At 72.9% G+C, this 21,591-nt stretch carries 17 protein-coding genes; 14 read left to right on the top strand and 3 right to left on the bottom strand.

Annotated features, from left to right (window positions below):
- Window positions 1-142: 142 nt before the first annotated feature.
- Window positions 143-3,043: a flippase-like domain-containing protein gene (locus AB0M76_RS10945; RefSeq protein WP_365952555.1), complete on the bottom strand. Its 2,901-nt coding sequence runs from the start codon at window positions 3,041-3,043 to the stop codon at window positions 143-145.
- 110 nt (window positions 3,044-3,153) lie between these two features.
- On the opposite strand from AB0M76_RS10945, the gene AB0M76_RS10940 reads away from it, so the two are divergent.
- The 5 genes from AB0M76_RS10940 (at window position 3,154) to nudC (ending at window position 13,284) form a co-directional block, all read left to right on the top strand.
- Window positions 3,154-3,510, top strand: coding sequence for an MGMT family protein (locus tag AB0M76_RS10940; protein WP_365952763.1), 357 nt, complete (start codon window positions 3,154-3,156; stop codon window positions 3,508-3,510).
- Between the two features lie 300 nt (window positions 3,511-3,810).
- The gene (locus AB0M76_RS10935; RefSeq protein ID WP_365952762.1) at window positions 3,811-7,140 is read left to right on the top strand and encodes an ATP-dependent DNA helicase; all 3,330 of its coding nucleotides are present in this window, start codon (window positions 3,811-3,813) and stop codon (window positions 7,138-7,140) included.
- Between the two features lie 102 nt (window positions 7,141-7,242).
- Window positions 7,243-10,830, top strand: coding sequence for an ATP-dependent DNA helicase (locus AB0M76_RS10930; protein ID WP_365952554.1), 3,588 nt, complete (start codon window positions 7,243-7,245; stop codon window positions 10,828-10,830).
- Between the two features lie 10 nt (window positions 10,831-10,840).
- Complete coding sequence (locus tag AB0M76_RS10925; protein ID WP_365952553.1) at window positions 10,841-12,247, top strand: dipeptidase; 1,407 nt, start codon at window positions 10,841-10,843, stop codon at window positions 12,245-12,247.
- A gap of 95 nt (window positions 12,248-12,342) precedes the next feature.
- Entirely contained in the window at window positions 12,343-13,284 is a 942-nt protein-coding gene (gene nudC / locus AB0M76_RS10920) for an NAD(+) diphosphatase (protein ID WP_365952552.1), read from the top strand.
- Window positions 13,285-13,409: 125 nt separating this feature from the next.
- Here the strand turns inward: nudC and AB0M76_RS10915 are convergent, their stop codons facing one another.
- Window positions 13,410-13,670, bottom strand: a complete 261-nt coding sequence (locus AB0M76_RS10915) for a mycoredoxin (RefSeq protein ID WP_030291216.1) — start codon at window positions 13,668-13,670, stop codon at window positions 13,410-13,412.
- 131 nt (window positions 13,671-13,801) lie between these two features.
- Between AB0M76_RS10915 and AB0M76_RS10910 the strand changes: the two genes are divergently transcribed.
- The 9 genes from AB0M76_RS10910 (at window position 13,802) to AB0M76_RS10870 (ending at window position 20,077) form a co-directional block, all read left to right on the top strand.
- Window positions 13,802-16,036 (top strand): ATP-dependent DNA helicase UvrD2, encoded by a 2,235-nt coding sequence (locus AB0M76_RS10910; protein ID WP_365952551.1) that lies wholly within the window; start codon window positions 13,802-13,804, stop codon window positions 16,034-16,036.
- A gap of 167 nt (window positions 16,037-16,203) precedes the next feature.
- Window positions 16,204-16,539 (top strand): hypothetical protein, encoded by a 336-nt coding sequence (locus AB0M76_RS10905; RefSeq protein ID WP_365952550.1) that lies wholly within the window; start codon window positions 16,204-16,206, stop codon window positions 16,537-16,539.
- 184 nt (window positions 16,540-16,723) lie between these two features.
- The gene (locus AB0M76_RS10900) at window positions 16,724-17,095 is read left to right on the top strand and encodes a WhiB family transcriptional regulator (protein WP_030153506.1); all 372 of its coding nucleotides are present in this window, start codon (window positions 16,724-16,726) and stop codon (window positions 17,093-17,095) included.
- Window positions 17,092-17,421, top strand: coding sequence for a hypothetical protein (locus AB0M76_RS10895; RefSeq protein ID WP_266625714.1), 330 nt, complete (start codon window positions 17,092-17,094; stop codon window positions 17,419-17,421). Before AB0M76_RS10900 ends, AB0M76_RS10895 begins: the two co-directional genes overlap by 4 nt.
- A 234-nt stretch (window positions 17,422-17,655) precedes the next feature.
- Window positions 17,656-18,573, top strand: a complete 918-nt coding sequence (locus AB0M76_RS10890; RefSeq protein WP_365952548.1) for a ParB/RepB/Spo0J family partition protein — start codon at window positions 17,656-17,658, stop codon at window positions 18,571-18,573.
- Between the two features lie 32 nt (window positions 18,574-18,605).
- On the top strand, window positions 18,606-19,184 hold the full coding sequence (locus AB0M76_RS10885; RefSeq protein WP_365952547.1) for a hypothetical protein: 579 nt from the start codon (window positions 18,606-18,608) through the stop codon (window positions 19,182-19,184).
- A complete protein-coding gene (locus tag AB0M76_RS10880; RefSeq protein WP_266996925.1) occupies window positions 19,184-19,465 on the top strand; it encodes a hypothetical protein in 282 nt (93 codons plus the stop codon). The genes AB0M76_RS10885 and AB0M76_RS10880 overlap by 1 nt, the downstream gene beginning before the upstream one ends.
- An 82-nt stretch (window positions 19,466-19,547) precedes the next feature.
- On the top strand, window positions 19,548-19,778 hold the full coding sequence (locus tag AB0M76_RS10875) for a hypothetical protein (RefSeq protein ID WP_365952546.1): 231 nt from the start codon (window positions 19,548-19,550) through the stop codon (window positions 19,776-19,778).
- A 92-nt stretch (window positions 19,779-19,870) separates the two neighbouring features.
- Window positions 19,871-20,077, top strand: coding sequence for a hypothetical protein (locus AB0M76_RS10870; protein ID WP_099889587.1), 207 nt, complete (start codon window positions 19,871-19,873; stop codon window positions 20,075-20,077).
- 40 nt (window positions 20,078-20,117) lie between these two features.
- Here the strand turns inward: AB0M76_RS10870 and AB0M76_RS10865 are convergent, their stop codons facing one another.
- Window positions 20,118-21,446 (bottom strand): AarF/ABC1/UbiB kinase family protein, encoded by a 1,329-nt coding sequence (locus AB0M76_RS10865; RefSeq protein ID WP_365952545.1) that lies wholly within the window; start codon window positions 21,444-21,446, stop codon window positions 20,118-20,120.
- Window positions 21,447-21,591 lie beyond the last annotated feature (145 nt).

Below are 21,591 nucleotides of genomic sequence, written 5' to 3'. Positions count from 1 at the left end.
CCCCGGCCCTTGGACACCGGGCGGACTCCGGCCCCGCCGGCGTTCGAGGCGCGGGGTTCGGGCAGAGCCCCGGAAGTGCGGCGCAGCCGGGGCCGCGCGACGGAGCCTTCGCCGCGGCCCGGCACCCCCGACCCCCGTGGAGCTAAATGGCTTCCTTGCGGGTCAGGTAGTTGAACGAAATCCACCCCGGCAGCACCGGCAGCCAGAACGTCATCAGGCGGAACAGCAGCACCGCCGAGATGGCGACCTCCTTGTCCAGCCCGGCCGCGATCAGGCCCAGCGTCAGCGTCGTCTCCACGGCGCCGATACCGCCCGGCGTCGGCGCCGCCGAGCCCAGTGCGTTGCCCGCAAGGAAGACCACCGCGATGCTCGCGTAGCTGATGGCCTGGCCGCCCCCGAACGCCCGGATCGACGCGTCCAGGCACATCACGAAGCAGCCGGTCAGCAGCAGCATGCCGCCGATGCCCGTCATGAGCTTCTGCGGCCGCTGGAGCACGTCCAGCATGCGCGGCACGACACCCGCGAACAGCGCCCGCACCCGCGTCGCCACGAACTTCCGCAGGAACGGCACCGCCGTCACCACCAGCACCAGCACCGCCACCGTGAGCAGACCCGCGATGACCGTCCGGGACGGGGTCATCTCAGGGGTCTTCTCGGTGCCCGTCAGGTAGCCGAAGGCCAACAGCAGCAGGACGTGGCTCGCCAGCCCGAACAGCTGCGAGGCACCCACGCTCGCCACCGCCAGCCCCGGCCGGATCCCTGCCCGCTGCAGGAACCGCGTGTTCAGCGCGACACCGCCGACCGCCGCCGGCGCCACCAGCTTCACGAAGGACCCCGCCACCTGCGCGACCACCGTCCGCAGGAACGGCACCCGCTCCGGTACGAAGCCCAGCAGGCTCATCGCCGCCGCGAAGTAGGTCAGCGCCGAGAAGGCCAGCGCGGCCCCCACCCAGCCCCACTGCGCCTCGCCGACGATCGTCGCGAAGTCCACGTGCGCCAGCTGCGTGAGCAGGAAGTACGCACCGAACGCACCCGCGATGAACGACACCAGCGTGCGTGGCCGGATCCGCTCCAGCCGGGCAGGCTCCACCGGCGCCTGCGGGCGGATCAGCAGCACCTGCTGGCGGATCTGGCTCAGCAGGTCCTCCTCGCGGGCCCCGTCGAGCGCGTCGTCCAGCGCCTTCTTCTCGGCCTTCTTCTCCGCGGCCGTGGTCGCCGTCGGCTTGGCTCCGGCCTTGCCGCCCGGCTTGCCTGCCTTGTCCGGCTTCGCTTCCTCCGCAGCCGCCTCGCGCGCAGCCTTCGCCGCCCGAGAGGACTCCAGTACGGCCTCGCGCTGCCGGTCGGCCCGCTCCCGGGCCAGCCTGCGCAGCGTCGCCCGGGTGGAGCGGCTCAGCGCGATCGGCTGGAGCAGCGGCAGGCAGTCCGCCACCGCGTCCGGGCCGAGCACCGACACCGCCGAGGCCACCGCGCGCTCCGCGCCGATCCGCAGGCCGAGCGTGGTCAGCAGCTGTGCGATGTCCATCCGGAGCACCAGGTCGCCGGCCGCGATCTCGCCGCCGCGCAGGTCGGTGAGGACGAGATTGCCGGAACGATCCACCACGAGCGCGTCGCCGGTGAGCCGCCGGTGCGCGATCCGCCGCGACTGGAGGGCCCGTACCTGCTGCCACGTGCTGCGGGTCAGTTCGTCGGTGATCTCCTCGTCGGCGAGCGCGTCGAGGGGCCGGCCGTCCAGGTGCTCGTACACGAGCATCACGGCGTCCGGGCCGAGCTCGGAGGTGGCGATCAGCTTCGGCGCGTTCGCCCCGGCCGCGATGGCCGCGTACGCGAGCAGCGCCTCCTGCTCCAGCGCCTGGCGCAGCGACTGGAGGCTGCGCCGCGTCGTGATGCCGCGCAGGGTGAGCCGGCGCCAGACCCGGTAGAAGAACCCGTGGGCCTGCTGCTCGCGGTCGACGACGGTGACGTCGAGCGGCGGGCCGTCCTCCAGCGTGACGTGGTACCGGCGGCCCCGGTCGCTGACCTCCGAGGGGTCGGCGCCGTCCGGGAGCTCCGCGCGCATGGCGCTGACCGGCTTGAAGCCGACCCGGCGCAGGCCGGCGAGGAGGGTCTGCCCGGTGGGGCGGACGTTCGGCGAGCCGACGGCGTACAAGGTCCCGTACGCGACGCTCCAGCCGATCAGCACGGTCAGGATGATCGAGAACGGGGTGGTGTACCCGCTCACCAGCATCGCGAAGGCGTCGAGCAGCAGCACCACCCACAGCGCGACCCGCCAGCGCGGCCTGCGGGTCATGCCGACGGCGGTCATGTACGCGATGACGGGCGCGAGGTAGCCGTGCACCGGGTCGGTGATGGGGCCGCCGGCGCTGGTGGGACGGGTGAGGGCGTCCTGAATGGTGTCGGAGGCTGCCTGGGAGACCCACAGGTCGGTGGCCAGGGTCACGCCGTGCGCGAGGACGGCGGCGAGCACGCCGTCGGCGATGCGCAGCCCGTCGCGCTTGATCAGCCGCTCGATGGCGAAGGCGACGGGTACGAGCAGCACGGCGATGCTGGACACCAGCCCGGCGACCTTGATCAGCAGATCGGGTGCGGCGCCGGTGCCCTGGGAGATGTCGGCCTCGAGGCCGGCGGTTGTGCGGTGCGCGAAGGCGGCGATGCCGAGGACGACGGCGATGCCGAGGATGCCGACGAGGAGGCGTACGAGGTCGGACGGCCGGTGGACGCGGGCGGCGAGCAGCGGCTCGTCGACCTCGACCTGGTCGGCGGACGCGGAGGCGCGCCCGTGCGGCCCCTCGGAGCCGGCCGCGTCGGGCTGGTCCCCGGCTCCGGCTCCGGCTTCGGCCCCGGCTCCGGAGCTGGCCCGGGCCCGGGGACCGGGTTCGGGTGCGGCTCCTGTCCCGGGTTCGGGTGCGGCCCGGCCGGGGAGCTCGTCGGGGAGCTTCCCGGGACGCGGGTCTGGGCGCGTGCCGTCGTCCTCAGCCGCGCCGTCCGGAGGGCTCACACCCTGCTCCTTCGTCGTCACATCCGTCTCTTCTTGATCACGTATCACCAGTCACCGCCCGGAAGATGGTGGCACGGACCGACCGGCGGGCGGGGCATCAGGGTGCGTGCCGGTACGGAAGGAAACCTTCCGGGAACCGGACCGTGATGTACGGCACCATGGGCGCAATGAGCGAAGAGCTGCCCGCGTACGCGGAGCGGGTGCTGGAGGCGGCCGAACGGATTCCGCCCGGCCGGGTGATGACGTACGGGGACGTCGCCGAATGGCTCGGCGAGGGCGGACCGCGCCAAGTCGGGCGCGTGATGGCCCTGTACGGGGGAGCCGTGCCCTGGTGGAGGGTGGTCAGGGCGGACGGACGGCCGCTGCCCGGCAGCGAGCACCGGGCCCTGGAGCACTACCGCGCGGAGGCCACCCCGCTGCGTCTGACCGCCGACGGCGAGGCCCGGCTGAACATGCCGCGGGCGCGCTGGGACGGGCAGGAGGGGCGCGCCGCACGGGACGAGGGTCACATCTGACAGCTTCGTCCATGCGGGGCCCGGGCGGGCGGTCGAGCGCCCGTACGGGCGACGGTACGGGGGACCGGTGAGGGCTGCCGCGGCCTCCCTGCCCGGACCTCGGGGAACTGCGCGGGACCCGCCGGTTGCCGTAGCGTTGCCCCTTCGGCGAGCGCGGCAGCGGCCGCGGAACCCGCAGCGAGCGCAGCAACCGCAGTAACCGCAGACCCACCAGGACCTGGACCGGCACCCCACGTGATCACCTCTCCATCCGACCGCTCCGAGCGGCGGCGTACGCGGACCCCTGACGCGTACCGCCTCGTGCGCACCGGGCCGCAGCGGGTGGATCCCCCTGTTCTGGACGCAGCGCAGCAGGCGGTGGTTGATCACACCGGCGGACCGCTTCTCGTCCTGGCCGGACCGGGTACCGGGAAGACGACCACACTGGTCGAGGCGGCCGCGGCCCGTGTCGAAGCCGGGACGGACCCCGCCCGGATCCTGATCCTCACCTTCAGCCGCAAGGCGGCCGTGGAGCTGCGCGACCGGGCCGCCCTGCGGCTCGGCGGGGCGCGGGCTCCGCAGGCCACCACCTTCCACTCCTTCTGCTACGGGCTGGTCCGCGCCCACCAGGACACCGACCTGTTCGCGGATCCGCTGCGCCTGCTGTCCGGGCCGGAGCAGGACGTGACCGTCCGCACCCTGCTGGAGGGCCAGCGCCACATCCGGTCCATCCGCTGGCCGGACGACCTGCGGGCCGCGCTGACCACGCGCGGCTTCGCGGACGAGGTCCGCGCCGTGCTCGCCCGCGCCCGCGAGCTGGGCCTCGGTCCGACGGCGCTGGACGCGTTCGCGACCCGGCTGGGCCGCCCGGACTGGAAGGCGGCGGCCGCGTTCCTCTCCGAGTACCTGGACGTCCTCGACATGCAGGGCACGCTGGACTACGCGGAGCTCGTGCACCGAGCGGTCCTGCTGGCGGAGCGCACCTCCTCCCTGACCCTCTCCTACGACGTGATCTACGTGGACGAGTACCAGGACACGGACGCCTCCCAGCTGCGGCTGCTGCGGGCGCTGGCCGGGCCGGCGGGCACGCTGGTCGCGTTCGGCGACCCGGACCAGTCGATCTACGCCTTCCGCGGCGCCGACATCAACAACATCCTGGACTTCGAGGGCTCCTTCCCGGGCGCGGCGGTGCACGCCCTGACGGTGGGCCGCCGCTCGGGCGCGAACCTCCTCGCGGCGACCCGCCTGCTGACGTCCCGCATGCCCGTCCCGCGCCTCCCGTCGGCCGCGGTGCGTGCCCACCGCGCCCTGGCCCCGGTCCGGGAGGGCGGCGGGGTGGAGGTGTTCACGTACCCCACGGCCGGGGCCGAGCTGGACAACATCGCCGACATCCTGCGCCGGGCGCACCTGGAGGACGGCGTGCCGTGGCAGGACATGGCCGTCCTGGTCCGCGCGGGCGGCCGCACCCTCCCGGCGATGCGCCGCGCCCTGATCTCGGCGGGAGTCCCGGCGGAAACGGACGGCTCGGACACCCCCCTCCGCCACGAACCGGCGATCACCCCCCTCCTCACAGCCCTCCGCGCAGCCGCCACCCCGGCCACCGCTGACCACGAGCCCTCGGCGGCCCCGGCATCCGCACCCGCGGACACGGCCGACCTCGGCCTGCCCGGCCACGGCATCGGCCTGGACCCCGAGCACACCGCAGGCGGGGGCAGCGACCCCGAGTCCGAGCCCGCCGCAGGCGACGGCGCCGAGTCCGAGCCCGCCGCAGGCGAAGGGTGGGTCGGGGTCGAGGCGGCGCTCGCGCTGCTGAGTTCGCCGCTCGGCGGGATGGACGCCGCCGATCTGCGGCGGCTCGGGCGGGCCCTGCGCGACGAGGAGCGGGCCGCCGGCATCAAGGTGCCGGCCCCGTCCGACGTCCTGCTCGCGCGCGCCCTCGCCGAGCCGGAACGGCTCACCGCCCACGACCCCGCCTACGCCCGCGGAGCGCAGCGCCTCGGCCTGCTCCTGCGCAAGGCGCGCGAGCTCCTCCAGGGCGGCGGCACCGCCGAAGAGGCCCTCTGGACCCTCTGGGAGGGCACCCCCTGGCCCCAGCGCCTGGAGCGGGGCGCCCGCCGCGGCGGCGCGGCCGGCCGCAACGCCGACCGCGACCTCGACGCCGTCTGCGCGCTCTTCGACACCGCCGCCCGCGCCGAGGAGCGCACCGGCGGCCGCGGCGCCCTCAACTTCCTCGAACAGCTCGAGGCCGAGGACATCGCCGCCGACACCCTCACCACCCGCGCCACCCGCTCCGAGGCCGTCCGCCTCATGACCGCCCACCGTTCCAAGGGCCTGGAGTGGCGCCTCGTCGTCGTGGCCGGCGTACAGGAAGGGCTCTGGCCCGACCTGCGCCGCCGCGGCTCCCTCCTCGAAGCCGACCGCATCGGCCAGGGCGGCCTCGCCGAGCCCCTCCCCCCCGGCGCGCTCCTCGCCGAGGAGCGCCGCCTCTTCTACGTCGCCGCCACCCGCGCCCGCGACCGCCTCGTCGTCACCGCCGTCAAGGCCCCCGCCGAGGACGGCGACCAGCCCTCCCGCTTCCTCACCGAGCTCGGCGTCACCCCCAAGGACGTCACCGGCCGCCCCCGCCGCCCCCTCGCCGTCCCCGCGCTCGTCGCCGAGCTGCGTGCCACCACCGTCGACCCCGAGGCCTCGCCCGCGCTCCGCGACGCCGCCGCCCGCCGGCTCGCCCGCCTCGCCGCGCTCACCGACGAGGACGACCGCCCGCTGGTCCCCGCCGCGCACCCGCAGCGCTGGTGGGGGCTGTACGAGCCCACCCGCAGCAGCGTCCCGCTGCGCGACCGGGACCGGCCCGTCGCCCTCTCCGGCAGCGCCCTGGACCAGCTCGCCAACACCTGCTCCCTCCAGTGGTTCCTGGGCCGCGAGGTCAAGGCCGACGCCCCCTCCACCGCCGCCCAGGGCTTCGGCAACGTCGTCCACGTCCTCGCCGACGAGGTCGCCTCCGGCCGCACCCCCGCCGACCTCGCCGTCCTGATGGAACGCCTCGACTCCGTCTGGGACGCCCTCGCCTTCGACGCCCCCTGGAAATCCCGCCAGGAGAAGGACAACGCCCGCGCCGCCCTGGAGCGTTTCCTGCGCTGGCACACCACCGACCGCGCGGGCAGGGCGGCCGTGGCCACGGAGCACGCGTTCGACGTCACGCTCGAAGCGGGCGACTACGCCGTCCGGATCCGGGGTTCCATGGACAGGGTCGAATCGGACCCCCAGGGGCGTGCGTACGTCGTCGACTTCAAGACCGGCAAGGCCGCGCCCACGAAGGACGAGGTCGCGCGGCACCCCCAGCTCGCCGTGTACCAGCTCGCCGTCCGCGAAGGCGCCGTCGACGAGGTCTTCGACGGGCTGCGCCCCGACGCGGGCGGCGCCGAGCTGGTGCAGCTGCGCCAGGGCGCCGCCCAGCGCGACGGCGGCGACGCGGTGCCCAAGATCCAGGCGCAGCAGCCGCTGAACGGCGAATGGGTCGGCGACCTGCTCGCCACCGCCGCCGGCCGGGTACTGGACGAGCGCTTCGCGCCCGCCACCGGCAAGCAATGCGACCACTGCTCCTTCCGCAGCTCGTGCAGCGCGCGCCCGGAGGGCCGCCAGACGGTGGAGTGAGTCACACGGCCGGAACCGCTGGGCCGGTGGTCTCCGGCCCGCGACCGACCGGCCGGTGAGACGGCGGCCGGGAGTGTCCGTGGGTCCGGCTAGCCTCTTCACGTGTCCGCGCGTCCGTCCGTCCTCACCGACCCCGAGCAGCTCAAGGAGCTCCTCGGCATCCCTTTCACGCCCGAACAGCTGGCCTGCATCACCGCCCCGGCCGCCCCGCAGGTCATCGTGGCCGGCGCCGGCTCGGGCAAGACCACGGTCATGGCCGCCCGCGTGGTCTGGCTGGTCGGCACCGGAGCGGTCGCGCCCGAGCAGGTCCTCGGCCTGACCTTCACCAACAAGGCCGCCGGCGAGCTTGCCGAGCGCGTACGCAAGGCCCTCGCGCGGGCCGGCATCAGCGACCCGGACCCTTCTCCCCCCGGCTTCGCCGGGGGGACCCCCACCGCCGAGGCCGACGCGGCCGGCGGCGAGCCGCGCATCTCCACGTACCACGCCTTCGCCGGCCAGCTCCTGAAGGACCACGGCCTGCGCATCGGCCTGGAGCCCAGCGCCCGGCTGCTCGCCGACGCCACCCGCTTCCAGCTCGCCGCGCGCGTGCTGCGCGAGGCCCCCGGCCCGTACCCGGCGCTCACCAAATCCGTCCCCGACCTGGTCAGCGACCTGCTCGCGCTCGACGGCGAGCTCTCCGAGCACCTGGTCACCCCGGCCGAGCTGCGCGCGTACGACACGGACCTCCTCGACACCCTCGCCACCACCAGGCTCACCAACGACGACCTGCGCAAGGTCCCCGAGGCCGTGCGCGGCCGCCTCGAGCTGCTGGAGCTGACCGAGCGCTACCGCGCCGCCAAACGCTCCCGCGACCTGCTCGACTTCAGCGACCAGATAGCCCTCTCCGCCCAGCTCGCCACCACCCGGCCCGAGGTCGGGGCGCTGCTGCGCGAGGAGTTCCGGGTGGTCCTGCTCGACGAGTACCAGGACACCTCCGTGGCCCAGCGGCTCCTGCTCTCCGGCCTGTTCGGCGGCGGCAGCGGGCACGCCGTGACCGCCGTCGGCGACCCCTGCCAGGCGATCTACGGCTGGCGCGGTGCGTCCGTGGCCAACCTGGACGACTTCCCCGAGCACTTCCCGCACGCTGACGGCAGCCCCGCCACCCGGTTCTCGCTCAGCGAGAACCGGCGCAGCGGCGGCCGCCTCCTCGACCTGGCCAACGAGCTGGCCGCCCCGCTGCGGTCCATGCACGAGGGAGTCGAAGCGCTGCGCGCGGCGCCGGGGGAGGAGCAGGCCGGCACGGTCCGCTGCGCCCTGCTGGACACGCACGCCGAGGAGCTGGAGTGGCTCGCGGACTCGGTCGCGCACCTGGTCCGTACGGGGACGGAGCCGCGCGAGATCGCGGTGCTGTGCCGGTCCGCGCGGGACTTCGCGCAGATCCAGGCCGTACTGGTGGCGCGGGACGTGCCGGTGGAGGTCGTGGGGCTGTCGGGGCTGCTGCACCTGCCGGAGGTCGCGGACCTGGTCGCGGTGTGCGAGGTGCTCCAGGACCCGGGGGCCAACGCCTCCCTGGTCCGGCTCCTCATCGGCCCGCGCTGGCGGATCGGCGCCCGCGACCTGGCCCTGCTGGGCCGCCGGGCGCGGCAGCTGATCGGCCGCGCGCCGGGAGAGGTGGACCCGGACGAGCGCCTCGCGGCGGCGGTGGAGGGCGTGGACCCGGCGGAGATCGTCTCGCTGGCGGACGCGCTGGAGACGTTCCTGGACGGTTCCGGGTCGGGGTCGTCCGAGGACGACCTGCCGTTCTCCCCGGCGGCCAGGGTCCGCTTCGCGCACCTGGCGCAGGAGCTGCGCGACCTGCGGCGTTCGCTCGCCGACCCGCTGATGGACGTACTGCACCGGGTGCTGGCCGCGACCGGCCTGGACGTGGAGCTGTCGGCGTCGCCGCACGCGCTGGCGGCCCGGCGCCGCGAGTCGCTGTCCGGCTTCCTGGACGTCGCGGCGGGCTTCGCGTCGCTGGACGGCGAGGCGTCCCTGCTGGCCTTCCTCGGCTTCCTCCGCACGGCGGTCCAGTACGAGAAGGGCCTGGACCACGCCCTCCCCGGCGGGGAGAACACGGTGAAGGTGCTCACCGCCCACAAGTCCAAGGGGCTGGAGTGGGACGTGGTGGTCGTCCCGGACCTGTGCGCGGGCTCGTTCCCGAAGGAGAAGGCCCCGGAGCCGTGGACCTCGTACGCCAAGGTCCTGCCGTACGGTCTGCGCGGCGACGCGGCCACCCTCCCGGCTGATCCGGCGTGGACCTCGGCAGGCCTGAAGTCTTTCAAGGCCGCGCTGAAGGAGCACAAGGCGGTGGAGGAACTCCGCCTGGGCTACGTGACGTTCACCCGCCCCCGCTCGCTCCTCCTGGCCTCGGCGCACTGGTGGGGCCCGACGCAGAAGAAGCGCCGCGGCCCGTCGCCCTTCCTGTCCTCGCTCTACGACCACTGCCTGGCGGGCCACGGCGAGATCGAAGCCTGGGCGGAGGAACCGGACCCGGACGCGGAGAACCCCTCCCTCGCCACGGAGTCCACCCCGGACCGGTCCTGGCCCCTGCCCCTGGACCCGGACTCGCTGGCCCTGCGCCGCGCGGCGGCGGCCCTGGTCGAGTCCCACCTGGCCACCCCGGCCCCGGACCCCTACGTCTGGCCCCCGGACTGCGAGGACACGTCGTACGCGGACGAACCCGCTCCTGCCGACGCCGACCTGTGGGCGGCGGACGAGGCCTGGGCCGCCCCGGCCACCGCCCCGGCCGTCCCGCACCCCCGCACCGAGGCGGACCCCCCCGATCCGTACGACGACGACCTGTGGCCGGAAGGCGACGACTGGGATTCCGCCGAACCCCCGGAGGGACCGGGCGCGCACGCCGCGGGCCCGGCCCCGCTCGGGGGCCAGAGCCGGGGCGGGCGCCCGGCCCGTGGAGCCGGAGCCCGGGGCACCGGGGCAGCAGCCGGCCTCACGTCCGAGGAGGCCCGGGCCGTCGTATCCTGGGATCGGGATCTCGACGCCCTCGAGGGCGAGCTCCGGCGTGCCCGCGCCGCCGTGCGCGACGTCGAACTCCCGGCCGCCCTCTCCGCCAGCCAGCTCCTCCGCCTCGCCGCGGACGAGCAGGGCTTCGCCCGCGACCTCGCCCGCCCCATGCCCAAGCCCCCGCAGCCCGCGGCACGCCAGGGCACGCGCTTCCACGCCTGGGTCGAATCCCGGTTCGACGAGCTTCCGCTGCCGCTCCTCGACGTCCTCGACCCCGCCACCGAGCTGCCCGGCTCCGATCAGGAGATCGCCGACGAGGCCGACCTCGACTCCCTCAAGGCCGCCTTCGAGCGGAGCGAGTACGCCGAGCGCACCCCCCACCGCATGGAGGTCCCGGTCCAGCTCACCCTCGCCGGCCGCGTCATCCGCGGCCGGATCGACGCCGTGTACCGCAACCACGACGACTCGTACGAGATCGTCGACTGGAAGACCGGCCGCACCACCGAGGCCGACCCCCTCCAGCTCGCCGTCTACCGCCTGGCCTGGGCGGAAGCCACCGGCACCCCCCTCGACCGGGTCTCCGTCGCCTTCCTCCACGTCCGCAGCGGCCGCGTGATCCGGCCCCGCAACCTTCCCGACCGGGCCCGTCTTGAGCGGATCCTCCAAGGCAAACCGGACACGGACAGTGACCGGCAACCCGACAGTTAGGCTCATGGGCATGAGCGAAACCCCGGCGGACAGCGTCGTCCGCACGTACATCGAGACCCACCGCGCCGCCTTCCTCGACGATCTCGCCGAGTGGCTGCGCATTCCGTCCGTCTCGGCCCAGCCCGAGCACGCGGACGACGTACGTCTCAGCGCCGAATGGCTCGCCGCCAAGCTCAAGGAGACCGGCTTCCCGGTCACGGAGATCTGGCCGACCCCCGGCGCGCCCGCCGTCTTCGCCGAGTGGCCGAGCGCCGACCCGGACGCCCCGACCGTCCTCGTCTACGGGCACCACGACGTGCAGCCCGCCGCCGTCGCCGACGGCTGGCACACCGACCCGTTCGAGCCGGTGATCCAGGGCGGCCGGATGTACGCGCGCGGCGCCGCCGACGACAAGGGCCAGGTCTTCTTCCACACCCTCGGGGTGCGCGCCCACCTGGCCGCGACCGGCGCCGAGGCCCCGGCCGTGCACCTCAAGCTGATCGTCGAGGGCGAGGAGGAGTCGGGCTCCCCGAACTTCCGCGCCCTGGTCGAGCGCGAGGCGGAGCGCCTCGCCGCCGACGTCGTGATCGTCTCCGACACCGGCATGTGGTCCGAGACCACCCCGACCGTCTGCACCGGCATGCGCGGCGTCGCCGACTGCGAGATCGACCTCCACGGGCCCGACCAGGACATCCACTCCGGCGCCTTCGGCGGGGCCGTGCCCAACCCGGCCACCGTCGCCGCCCGCCTGGTCGCGGCGCTGCACGACGCCGACGAGCGGGTCACGATCCCCGGCTTCTACGACAACATCGCCGAACTCACGGACGAGGAGCGGGCGCTGATCGCCGAGCTGCCGTTCGACGAGTCCGAGTGGCTGCGTACGGCCAAGTCTCACGCGGCCGCGGGCGAGAAGGGCTACTCCACCCTGGAGCGGGTCTGGGCCCGTCCGACCGCAGAGGTCAACGGCATCGGCGGCGGCTACCAGGGCCCCGGCGGCAAGACCATCGTGCCCGCCTCCGCCCACCTGAAGCTGTCGTTCCGCCTGGTGTCAGGGCAGGACCCGTACGAGGTCGAGGCGGCCGTCCGGGACTGGGTCGCGGCGCGGATCCCGGAGGGGATCCGGCACTCCATCGTCTTCGGCGCCCCCACCCGGCCGTGCCTGACGCCGTTGGACCACCCGGCGCTGCAGTCCGTCGTACGGGCCATGGGCCGCGCCTTCGGCGAGAAGGTCCGCTTCACCCGCGAGGGCGGCTCCGGACCCGCGGCGGACCTCCAGGACGTACTGGACGCGCCCGTCCTGTTCCTCGGCATCTCCGTGCCGTCCGACGGCTGGCACTCGCCGAACGAGAAGGTCGAGCTGGACCTGCTCCTCAAGGGCGTCGAGACGGCCGCCTACCTGTGGGGCGACCTGGCCGCCGACCACGGGAAGCCGGCCTGACGCAAGCACGCACCACCGCACTGCACGCACGACCGCACGCACCGCACGTACCGAGTCACGAGTCACTGAGCCTGCCTGTCCCACCACCGGGGGAGTTGGAAGTACCTGTGAGCACCCATACCGAGCAGCCGATCTCGCTCACCGCGCCCAGCGGAGTCGACCGCGCCGCGCACCACCGCCTCGACGAGGCCTGGCTCGCCGCCGCCTGGAGCCACCCGACGACGCGCGTGTTCGTCGTCTCCGGCGGTCAGGTCCTGATCGACGACACCCCCGACGGGGAGACCGGGATCGTGATGACCCCGGCCTTCGAGGCCCCGGTCACCGAGACGCACCGCTACTTCCTCGGCACCGACGAGGACGGCGTACGGTACTTCGCGCTCCAGAAGGACGCGCTGCCGGGCCGGATGGACCAGTCGGCCCGCGCGGCCGGCCTGCGCGAGGCCGGACTGCTGCTGTCCCCGCGCGACGCCGGGCTGATGGTGCACGCGGTGGCCCTGGAGAACTGGCAGCGGATGCACCGGTTCTGCTCCCGCTGCGGCGAGCGCACGGTGGTCGCGGCCGCCGGGCACATCCGCCGCTGCCCGGGCTGCGGCGCCGAGCACTACCCGCGCACCGACCCGGCGGTGATCATGCTGGTCACCGACGAGCAGGACCGCGCGCTGCTGGGCCGCCAGGTGCACTGGCCGGAGGGGCGCTTCTCGACGCTGGCCGGGTTCGTGGAGCCGGGCGAGTCGATCGAGCAGTCGGTCGTGCGCGAGGTGTGGGAGGAGGCGGGCGTCAGGATCGGCGAGGTCGAGTACGTCGCCAGCCAGCCCTGGCCGTTCCCGTACAGCCTGATGCTGGGCTTCACGGCGCGCGCCACCACCACGGAGATCACGGTCGACGGCGAGGAGATCCAGGAGGCCCGCTGGTTCTCCCGCGAGGAGCTGCGCGCGGCGTTCGAGTCGGGCGCGATGGTGCCCCCGTCGGGGATCTCCATCGCGGCCCGCCTGGTCGAGCGCTGGTACGGAGAGCCGCTGCCGCGCCCGCTCGCGTAAGGCGCGGGACGGAGGGCGCAAGGCCTCTGGACGACGTAAGGCTTCTCACACAGCAGAAGGCCCCCGCCGCGGCGGGGGCCTTTCTGTTCACGCAGCTCTGTTCACGCAGCGCGCCGAGCTGTGGCTCAGACGGCGAGGGCCTGCTTGACCTGGGCCAGGCTCGGGTTCGTCATGACGGCCTCGGTGCCGGCCGGAGACACCACGAGGACGGTCGGAACCGTCTGGTTGCCGCCGTTCGCCTTCTCGACGAATGCCGCGGACTCGGGGTCCAGCTCGATGTTGATCTCGTTGTACGCGATGCCTTCCCGGTCCAGCTGGGTCTTCAGCCGGCGGCAGTAGCCGCACCAGGTCGTGCTGTACATCGTGACGGAACCCGTGTCCTGCATGCTGCGCTCTCCTCTGTGGGGTCTGGGTGGTCCGAGTACTCGAACGTACGGGACCGCGGGGCCATTCCCGCACCCGCGGTACGGCTGGTACGTCAAGTACGTCACGTGCGTCAAGGAGGCCGGTACGACGAATGCCCGCACCCTGTGGACAAGTTTCCCGTGCGCCCCTGGAGACCTGGCAGCATGGCGGGGTGACATCAGCAACGCACCTCTCATCCTTCCCTGCCGGAGCCGACTCGGCCGACGCGGTGCTCCTGGGCCTGGACCCGGAGCAGCGCGAGGTCGCGACGACCCTGCGCGGGCCGGTGTGTGTGCTGGCGGGCGCGGGCACGGGCAAGACCCGGGCGATCACCCACCGCATCGCCTACGGGGTCCGCTCCGGCCAGCTGATGCCGGCGAGCGTGCTGGCCGTCACGTTCACCAACCGCGCCGCCGGCGAGATGCGCGGCCGCCTGCGCTCCCTCGGCGCGGGCGGGGTGCAGGCGCGGACGTTCCACTCCGCCGCCCTGCGCCAGCTCCACTACTTCTGGCCCAAGGCGATCGGCGGGGAGATGCCCCGGCTCGTCGAGCGCAAGGTCCAGCTGGTCGCCGAGGCGGGCGCGCGCTGCCGCATCCGGCTAGACCGCGGCGAGCTGCGCGATGTCACCGGCGAGATCGAGTGGGCGAAGGTCACCCAGACCGTGCCCTCCGACTATCCGGCGGCCGCCCTCAAGGCGGGCCGCGAAGCCCCCCGGGACATGGCGGAGATCGCCCAGATCTACGGGACGTACGAGCAGCTCAAGCGTGACCGCGGCATGATCGACTTCGAGGACGTGCTGCTGCTCACGGTCGGCATCCTCCAGGACCGGCACGACATCGCGGAACAGATCCGCACCCAGTACCAGCACTTCGTGGTGGACGAGTACCAGGACGTCAGCCCGCTCCAGCAGCGGCTGCTCGACCTGTGGCTCGGCGAGCGCGACAGCCTGTGCGTCGTCGGCGACGCCAGCCAGACGATCTACTCGTTCACCGGGGCCACCCCGGACCACCTGCTGAACTTCCGCACCCGCTACCCGCAGGCCACCCTGGTCAAGCTGGTCCGGGACTACCGCTCCACCCCCCAGGTGGTGCACCTCGCCAACGGGCTCCTCGCCCAGGCCAAGGGACGCGCCGCCGAACACCGCCTCGAGCTGGTCTCCCAGCGCGAGCCCGGCCCCGACCCGCTGTACGCCGAGTACCCCGACGAGCCCGCCGAGGCCGAGGGCGTCGCCATCCGGATCCGGGACCTGATCGCGGCGGGCGTCCCGGCCGGCGAGATCGCCGTGCTCTACCGCATCAACGCCCAGTCCGAGGTCTACGAGCAGGCCCTCGCCGACGCCGGGGTCCCGTACCAGCTGCGCGGCGCCGAGCGCTTCTTCGAGCGGGGCGAGGTGCAGAAGGCGATCCTCGCCCTGCGCGGCGCCGCCCGCTCCGGCGGGAACGACCCGCTGCTCGACGACGTCGTCGAACTCGGCTCCCAGGTCCGGGCCGTGCTCAGCTCCACCGGCTGGACCAGCGAGCCGCCCGCCGGCTCCGGCGCGGTCCGCGACCAGTGGGAGTCCGTGGCCGCCCTGGTCCGGCTCGCCGAGGACTTCGCCCGGAGCCGGCCCGGGGCCACCCTGGCGGACCTGACGGTCGAGCTGGACGAGCGCCGGGCCGCCCAGCACGCCCCGACCGTCCAGGGCGTCACCCTCGCCTCGCTGCATGCGGCGAAGGGCCTGGAGTGGGACGCGGTGTTCCTCGTCGGCCTGACCGACGGCATGGTGCCGATCACGTACGCCAAGTCCGACGAGCAGGTGGAGGAGGAGCGCCGGCTGCTCTATGTCGGCGTCACGCGGGCGCGGCTGCACCTGACGCTGTCCTGGGCGCTGTCCCGGGCTCCGGGCGGCCGGGCGTCCCGACGCCCCAGCCGCTTCCTGAACGGGCTGCGGCCGGGCTCTGCGGCCCCGGGCGGCCGAGCGGGCGCCACGGGCGCCTCGGCCGAGCGGGGGGTCCGCAAGCGGAGCCGCCGCGGTCCGGCGCTGTGCCGGGTGTGCGGCAAGACGCTGACCGAGGCCGGCGAGCTGAAACTGATGCGCTGCGACGACTGCCCGTCCGACATGGACGAAGGCCTCTACGAGCGGCTGCGGGAGTGGCGCGCGGGCCAGGCGAAGGAGCAGGGACTGCCCGCGTACTGCGTGTTCACGGACCGGACGCTCGTCGCGATCGCCGAGGCCGCACCGTCCGAGGAGGGCGAGCTCTCGATGATCTCTGGAGTCGGCGGCCGCAAGCTCGACCGGTACGGAGCCGACGTCCTGGCCATCTGTGCAGGTCAGGAGCCTGGGGGCGCGGAAACTGACGACGCGTAGAAACTCGTCGGAAAAATAGTTTGCACATGCCCAGCGAATCCCCATAGGTTCTTAGCAACGGAAACGGTGGCTTCTCCGAAGCTCCGGATCCGTGCTGTACTTATCCGAATACGTATGGGACAGGCCCCCGGGCCCCGTCCCCGAGACGCCGAGAGGAGGCGAGACCAGTGACCAGCTTCATCACCAGCACCAAAATGACCGATCGCTCGGTCGCCGCTTCCTGCACGCTCGGCTCCTCCTCGCTCCTCCCGCTCCTGGGTACCGGTCTGTCTGCGATGTCCGCTGACGGCCGCGCCCTGCTGGCCGCGCCCGCCGCGCGCCTTGTGAGCGAGCGGAATGAGCGACCGACCCAGGCACCGGTGGCAGTACTGGAAGCCCAGGCGCATGGCGCCTATGGGTTTGCGGCCGCAGCCGGTGCCGGATCCCAGACGAAGCAGACGAAGCAGCAGCACCACCTGATGTGGGCCTTCCGTGGGCTCGAACCCTGGAGTGATCCAGCCTGATTCCAAGATCAGGCCGGCGCCTTCAGGGCCGCGGAACCCCACCCGGGATCCGCGGCCCTTCTGTTTGTCCCCGAACGGGGACGACGGCACGAAGGAGCCTCGGGACTGGCAAGACCAGGTACCAGCCGCCCCCGGCCGAACCCGGCCGGAACGACTAGCCAACCAAGACGAGGAAGAAAACACCGTGCAACTCGAAGCGCACGCCCCGTCCGTACCGCAGACCCAGACGATCTCCCCGCCCGCAGTCCCGGAGGACTCCACCTTGACTCCCCTCACCGCGCTGACCGCGCTCGACGACGCCATCGAGAACCTCGGCGTACCCGTCGCCTGCCGTACCTACGACCCCGAGGTCTTCTTCGCCGAGTCCCCCGCGGACGTCGAGTACGCCAAGTCCCTCTGCGCCACCTGCCCGCTGGTCGAGGCCTGCCTCGCCGGTGCGCTCGAGCGCCGCGAGCCCTGGGGTGTCTGGGGTGGCGAGCTGTTCGTCCAGGGTGTCGTCGTAGCCCGGAAGCGCCCCCGTGGCCGCCCGCGCAAGAACCCGGTTGTTGCGGCATGACCGCCATCGGAACCATCGACCGCCCCGTGACGCACGACCCCTTGAAGCAGGCCTCCATGACCGCCCACACGACGAGCGAGCAGCCGTACGGCTCCGCCACCGCAGACTTCATCACCGCCGGCGCGATCACCTCGCGTCAGAACAGGACCCGTGAAATGCAACTCATCCCAGAAGCCCTGGCTCGTGCCCATATGGACGACCGCATGCGTGAGGTCGACGCCGAGCGTCAGGCCCTGCGCCTGGTCGCCGCCCGCCGCATGCAACGGCGAGCCGAGCGCGTGTCGATGCGCGCCCGGCGGGCGCTGGCCATGGCCGTCATGCACTGACAGTTGAAGAAGACAGGACGTCGGCCCTCACCAACCGGTTCACCGGAGGTGGGGGCCGACGTCCGTTTTCGGTGGTGCGCACAGGTCGACGACCTGTTGGTGCGTCAGGACCCGGTCCCGCCAGTTCCCGCGCCCTGATGACCCGGCGAGCCCGGCGGACCGCCGGCCGGCACGACGGACTCCCGCAGGGCCCCTAGGGTGCAGAGCATGCAGCGTGACACGAGGCGCGCGCCGATGGCAGTGAAGCCGGCCGAGCTCGCGCACAACCCGTTCAATCCGCGTATCCGGCTCGGCGACATCGAGGAGATAGCCCAGTCGCTGACCACCAGGGGACAGATCCAGGCCGTCACCGTCGTGCGGCGCGAGGCCTTCCTCGCCGTCCACACCGGGCAGGAGCACGTACTCGGCGAGGCGGACTACGTCGTGGTCGACGGGAACCGCAGGCTGGCCGCAGCCCGGGTGGCCGGGCTCGCCGAGCTGAGGATCGACATCCGTGACGAACTCGCGGCGAGCGCGGAGGAGATGCTCGAGGCGGCGCTGATCACCAGCATCCACCGCGCCGATTTAGGGCCGCTGGAGGAGGCCATGGCGATCCAGCAGCTGGTCCTGGCGTATGGGCGGCAGAAGGACGTGGCGGCGAAGCTCGGCAAGACCGCCGCCTGGGTCTCGCAGCGGCTCGCTCTGCTCAAGCTCACCGACGGCCTGAAGGACAAGGTCCGCAGCGGCGAACTCCCGGTGAAGGACGCCCGTCGCATCGGCGGGCTGGCCGCCGAACGGCAACAGGCGGAGGCTGAGCAGGCGATGAGCCGGGCCAAGTCCGCGCGCAGGACGCCGACTCCGTCCGCGACCCGCTCCGGCGCCCCGGTGGCCGATACCGGTGAACTGGTTAACCCGGTTAATCCGGTCCAGGTGTTCGCCGCATACGTCGACCGAGCCGTGGAGTTCGCGTCCAGCATGAAGGGTGTTGCCGCCGCGTACCGGGATGCCGCCACGGCCGACCAGGACGAGGCGGACCGCATGGTGACGCGCCTGCTGGAGCGGATGGACCGGGTCGCACGGCACCTGCGCGACCAAGAGGTTCCGGCCGTCCCCGGCTCGTCGTGCCGCACCGCGGGCGCGGCACAGCCCCTTGACGCCGACCTGGCACCGTAGGTGAAGGCGGGGCAAGCAGAAAGGAGTTGTGGGTGAACAGTTTCGCCGGGAGCAGTCTCGTCAACCGCCGCGTCAGGATCTACCGGAAGACGCCGGAGATCGTCGCTGTGCAGCGGGCACTGATCGCGGAGCAGTTCGCGGCATGCCAGCGGATCGCGTTCACCACGTGCTCCGATCCGCGCGTGGACATCGAATGCGTCGTCGAGGACGCGTACGCCCGGCTCTGCGCCGACTGGGTGCGTCAACAGAACCGGTCGGTGGAGTCGTTGCGCCGACTGGTGAAGTTCTACGCTCGCGAGGCGCTCAAGGACTTGCCGGACACCTGGTCCGGCAAGAGCTGGAGCAGCAACGAGTACGCCGTACTCTTCGCCGACGTCGCCGACCCCGAGGTGATGAAGGGGCTGCGGGCCATCGACGGGATGCCCGATGCGATGAAGCGGGTCTTCGAGGCCCGCCGGGTCTTCGCCTATCCCATGGCTCTGGCCGCAGACCGGCTCGGGGTCTCCATCAACTCGGTCGGGACCACGAAGGCGGATGCCCGCATCAGCGCCGTGACGGACCTCGACGCCGTGGTGACGTTCTTCGCAGATCACATGGAAGGAGGTTCCTGATGCCCGGCAAGGACGCTCGACACAGCGCACTGACCGACCAGCGCTACGCACGAATCATGGAGAAGGCCGATGCGATCCAGGCTCGGCAGCACCGGGAAGACGAACAGACCAGCGTGGTTCTCGGCACGACCTCGCTCGCCACCCTCACGGCCGCCGTGAGTCTGATGGTGACCCTTACCGCCGCGGACATCTCCACGGTTCTCATTCCCGTGATCATGTCCGTATTCGCGGTCATCCCTGGCGTGGTCACGCTCTACCTGCGCTTCAAGAACCGACACTGACAAGCGGGCCCGCCCTCTCACCGACCGTCTCTCACAACACCCGATGAGGGGCCGGCCCACGGCGTATCCGGAGGGACACACCATGTGCAATCGTTGCACAAGCAGCTCACAGACACCCGAGCAGCCGGAAATCAGTCCAGAACCGACCACGGGAGCGACGGCGGCGACCGAACTGCCGCCCAAGCCGGTGCGCTGGCTGCCCGATCCCGTCTCCCGGCTGGGCGCGACCTTCTACGCTTTCGCCGGCGCGGTGCTCTGGGAAACCCTGAGCTACGCGGCGCACCACGTCGACGTGACCATCACCTTGGTGTGAGCCGAGCGGGATGAGCCGAGTGGAGGGGAACCGTCCCCTCCGCCGGTGCGTTGCGGACGGTTCTCCACCCCTTGCGGGGATATCGTCTGGAGGTGGACCAGCCGAATCCCCACCCCGCCCCGTCGGGACCCGAGGCCCAGCCCGTCGTCTGCGCGCGCTGCGGCAAGAAGGCCCCCGACGGCGCCCCGCCCACCTGGACCTGCTCGGTGGAGAACGGGACCAGACAGTACTTCTGCGTCGACTGCGCGCGGGCCAACCTCAGGGCGATCGAGGGCCGCCTCGACTCGTCCTGGTGGTGACCTCGGGCCCCCGGGCCTCAGGCCCGCAGGGTCTGCGCGCTCACTCCTCGGGCAGGAACCCCGGGAGCCAGGACTCCAGTTCGCTCCGCAGCCGTACCGTCGCGCCCAGCTGGCAGAGCACCCCGATGGTGCTCAGCGTCACCCGGTGGATCAGCAGGTACGAGGGCGGCAGATTGATCTGCCGGCCCAACTGGTGTGCGGGGGACCGGGGATCGGCGATCCGGGCCGCCTGACCGCGCAGCCACGGCCGCGTGAAGGTGAACTCCTCGGCCTGGGCGGGCTCGATGATGGGCAACAGGTAGTCCAGCACCGCCTCCGGGTCCAGTTCGATGGACTCCTTCACGAACCCCTCGGCGCACAGGTGCCCGTAGATCCCCTCGGCGTCGCCCTCGAGCGTCATCCGCAGCGACGTGCCGATGGGCTTGGGCCAGCCGCCGGGCAGCCGGTCGACGGTGCCGAAGTCCAGCACGCCGAGGCGCATCCGGCCGTCCGCCCCCGTCAGCAGGCGGAAGTTGCCCGGGTGCGGATCGGCGTGCAGCAGCCCGGTGCGCGCGGGCCCCGAGAAGAGGAACCGGGCCAGCAGCTGACCGGCGCCGTTGCGCTCCTCCTCGGTGCCGTCCGCTATCACCTCCGACAGCGGGGTCCCCTCCATCCACTCGGTCACCAGCACCTGGTCGCCCTGGTGCACGACGTCCGGTACGACCACGTCCTCGTCGCCCTCGAACGCGTCCGCGTGGATCCGCTGGGCCTCGGCCTCGAGCTCGTAGTCCAGCTCCTCCGCGACCCGGTCCCGCAACTCCTTGATCAGCGGCTTGACGTCCATGCCGGGTATCAGCGGCCCCAGCAGCCCCGCGAACCGGCCCAGTTGCCTCAGGTCCGACAGCAGCGCCTCACCGGCCCCCGGGTACTGGACCTTCACCGCGACCTGCCGGCCGTCGTGCCACACCGCCCGGTGCACCTGCCCGATCGAGGCAGCCGCGGCCGGCTTGTCCTCGAACTCCTCGAAACGGTCGCGCCAGTCGGCGCCCAGCCGGTCCGCCAGCACCTGATGCACCGTCTCGGCCGGCAGCGGCGGGGCCGCCTCCTGAAGCTTGGTCAGCGCCGCCCGGTACGGCCCGGCGACCTCCTCGGGCAGAGCCGACTCGAAGACCGAGAGCGCCTGCCCGAACTTCATGGCACCGCCCTTCAGCTCCCCGAGCGTGCGGAACAGCTGCTCGGCGGTCCGCTGCTGGAGCTCGCGCGCCACGATCTCCGCAGACTTGCCCCCGATCCGCTTCCCCAGCCCCCAGGTGACCCGGCCCGCGAAGCCGAGCGGCAGCGCGGCCAGCTTGACGGTACGGGTGACCGCCTTCCGGGGAAGATCAGACATATGCCCCTCCAGTTCCCAGACTGCTGTGCCGCAAGCGGCGGTTCAGGATGACCCCTCGGCCAACCGCATCCTGTCATGGCGCCTCCGCCCCGCCCTGCCCGAGGCGCCCGCCCCGAACCCGGCACCGATCCAGCCGTCGCCGGAC

The sequence above is a fragment of the Streptomyces sp. NPDC051364 genome (assembly GCF_040682115.1).
In the GTDB taxonomy this organism is placed as follows: Bacteria; Actinomycetota; Actinomycetes; order Streptomycetales; family Streptomycetaceae; genus Streptomyces.
Note: the sequence above shows the minus strand (reverse complement) of the source record. Positions and strands in the feature narration are given on the sequence as shown.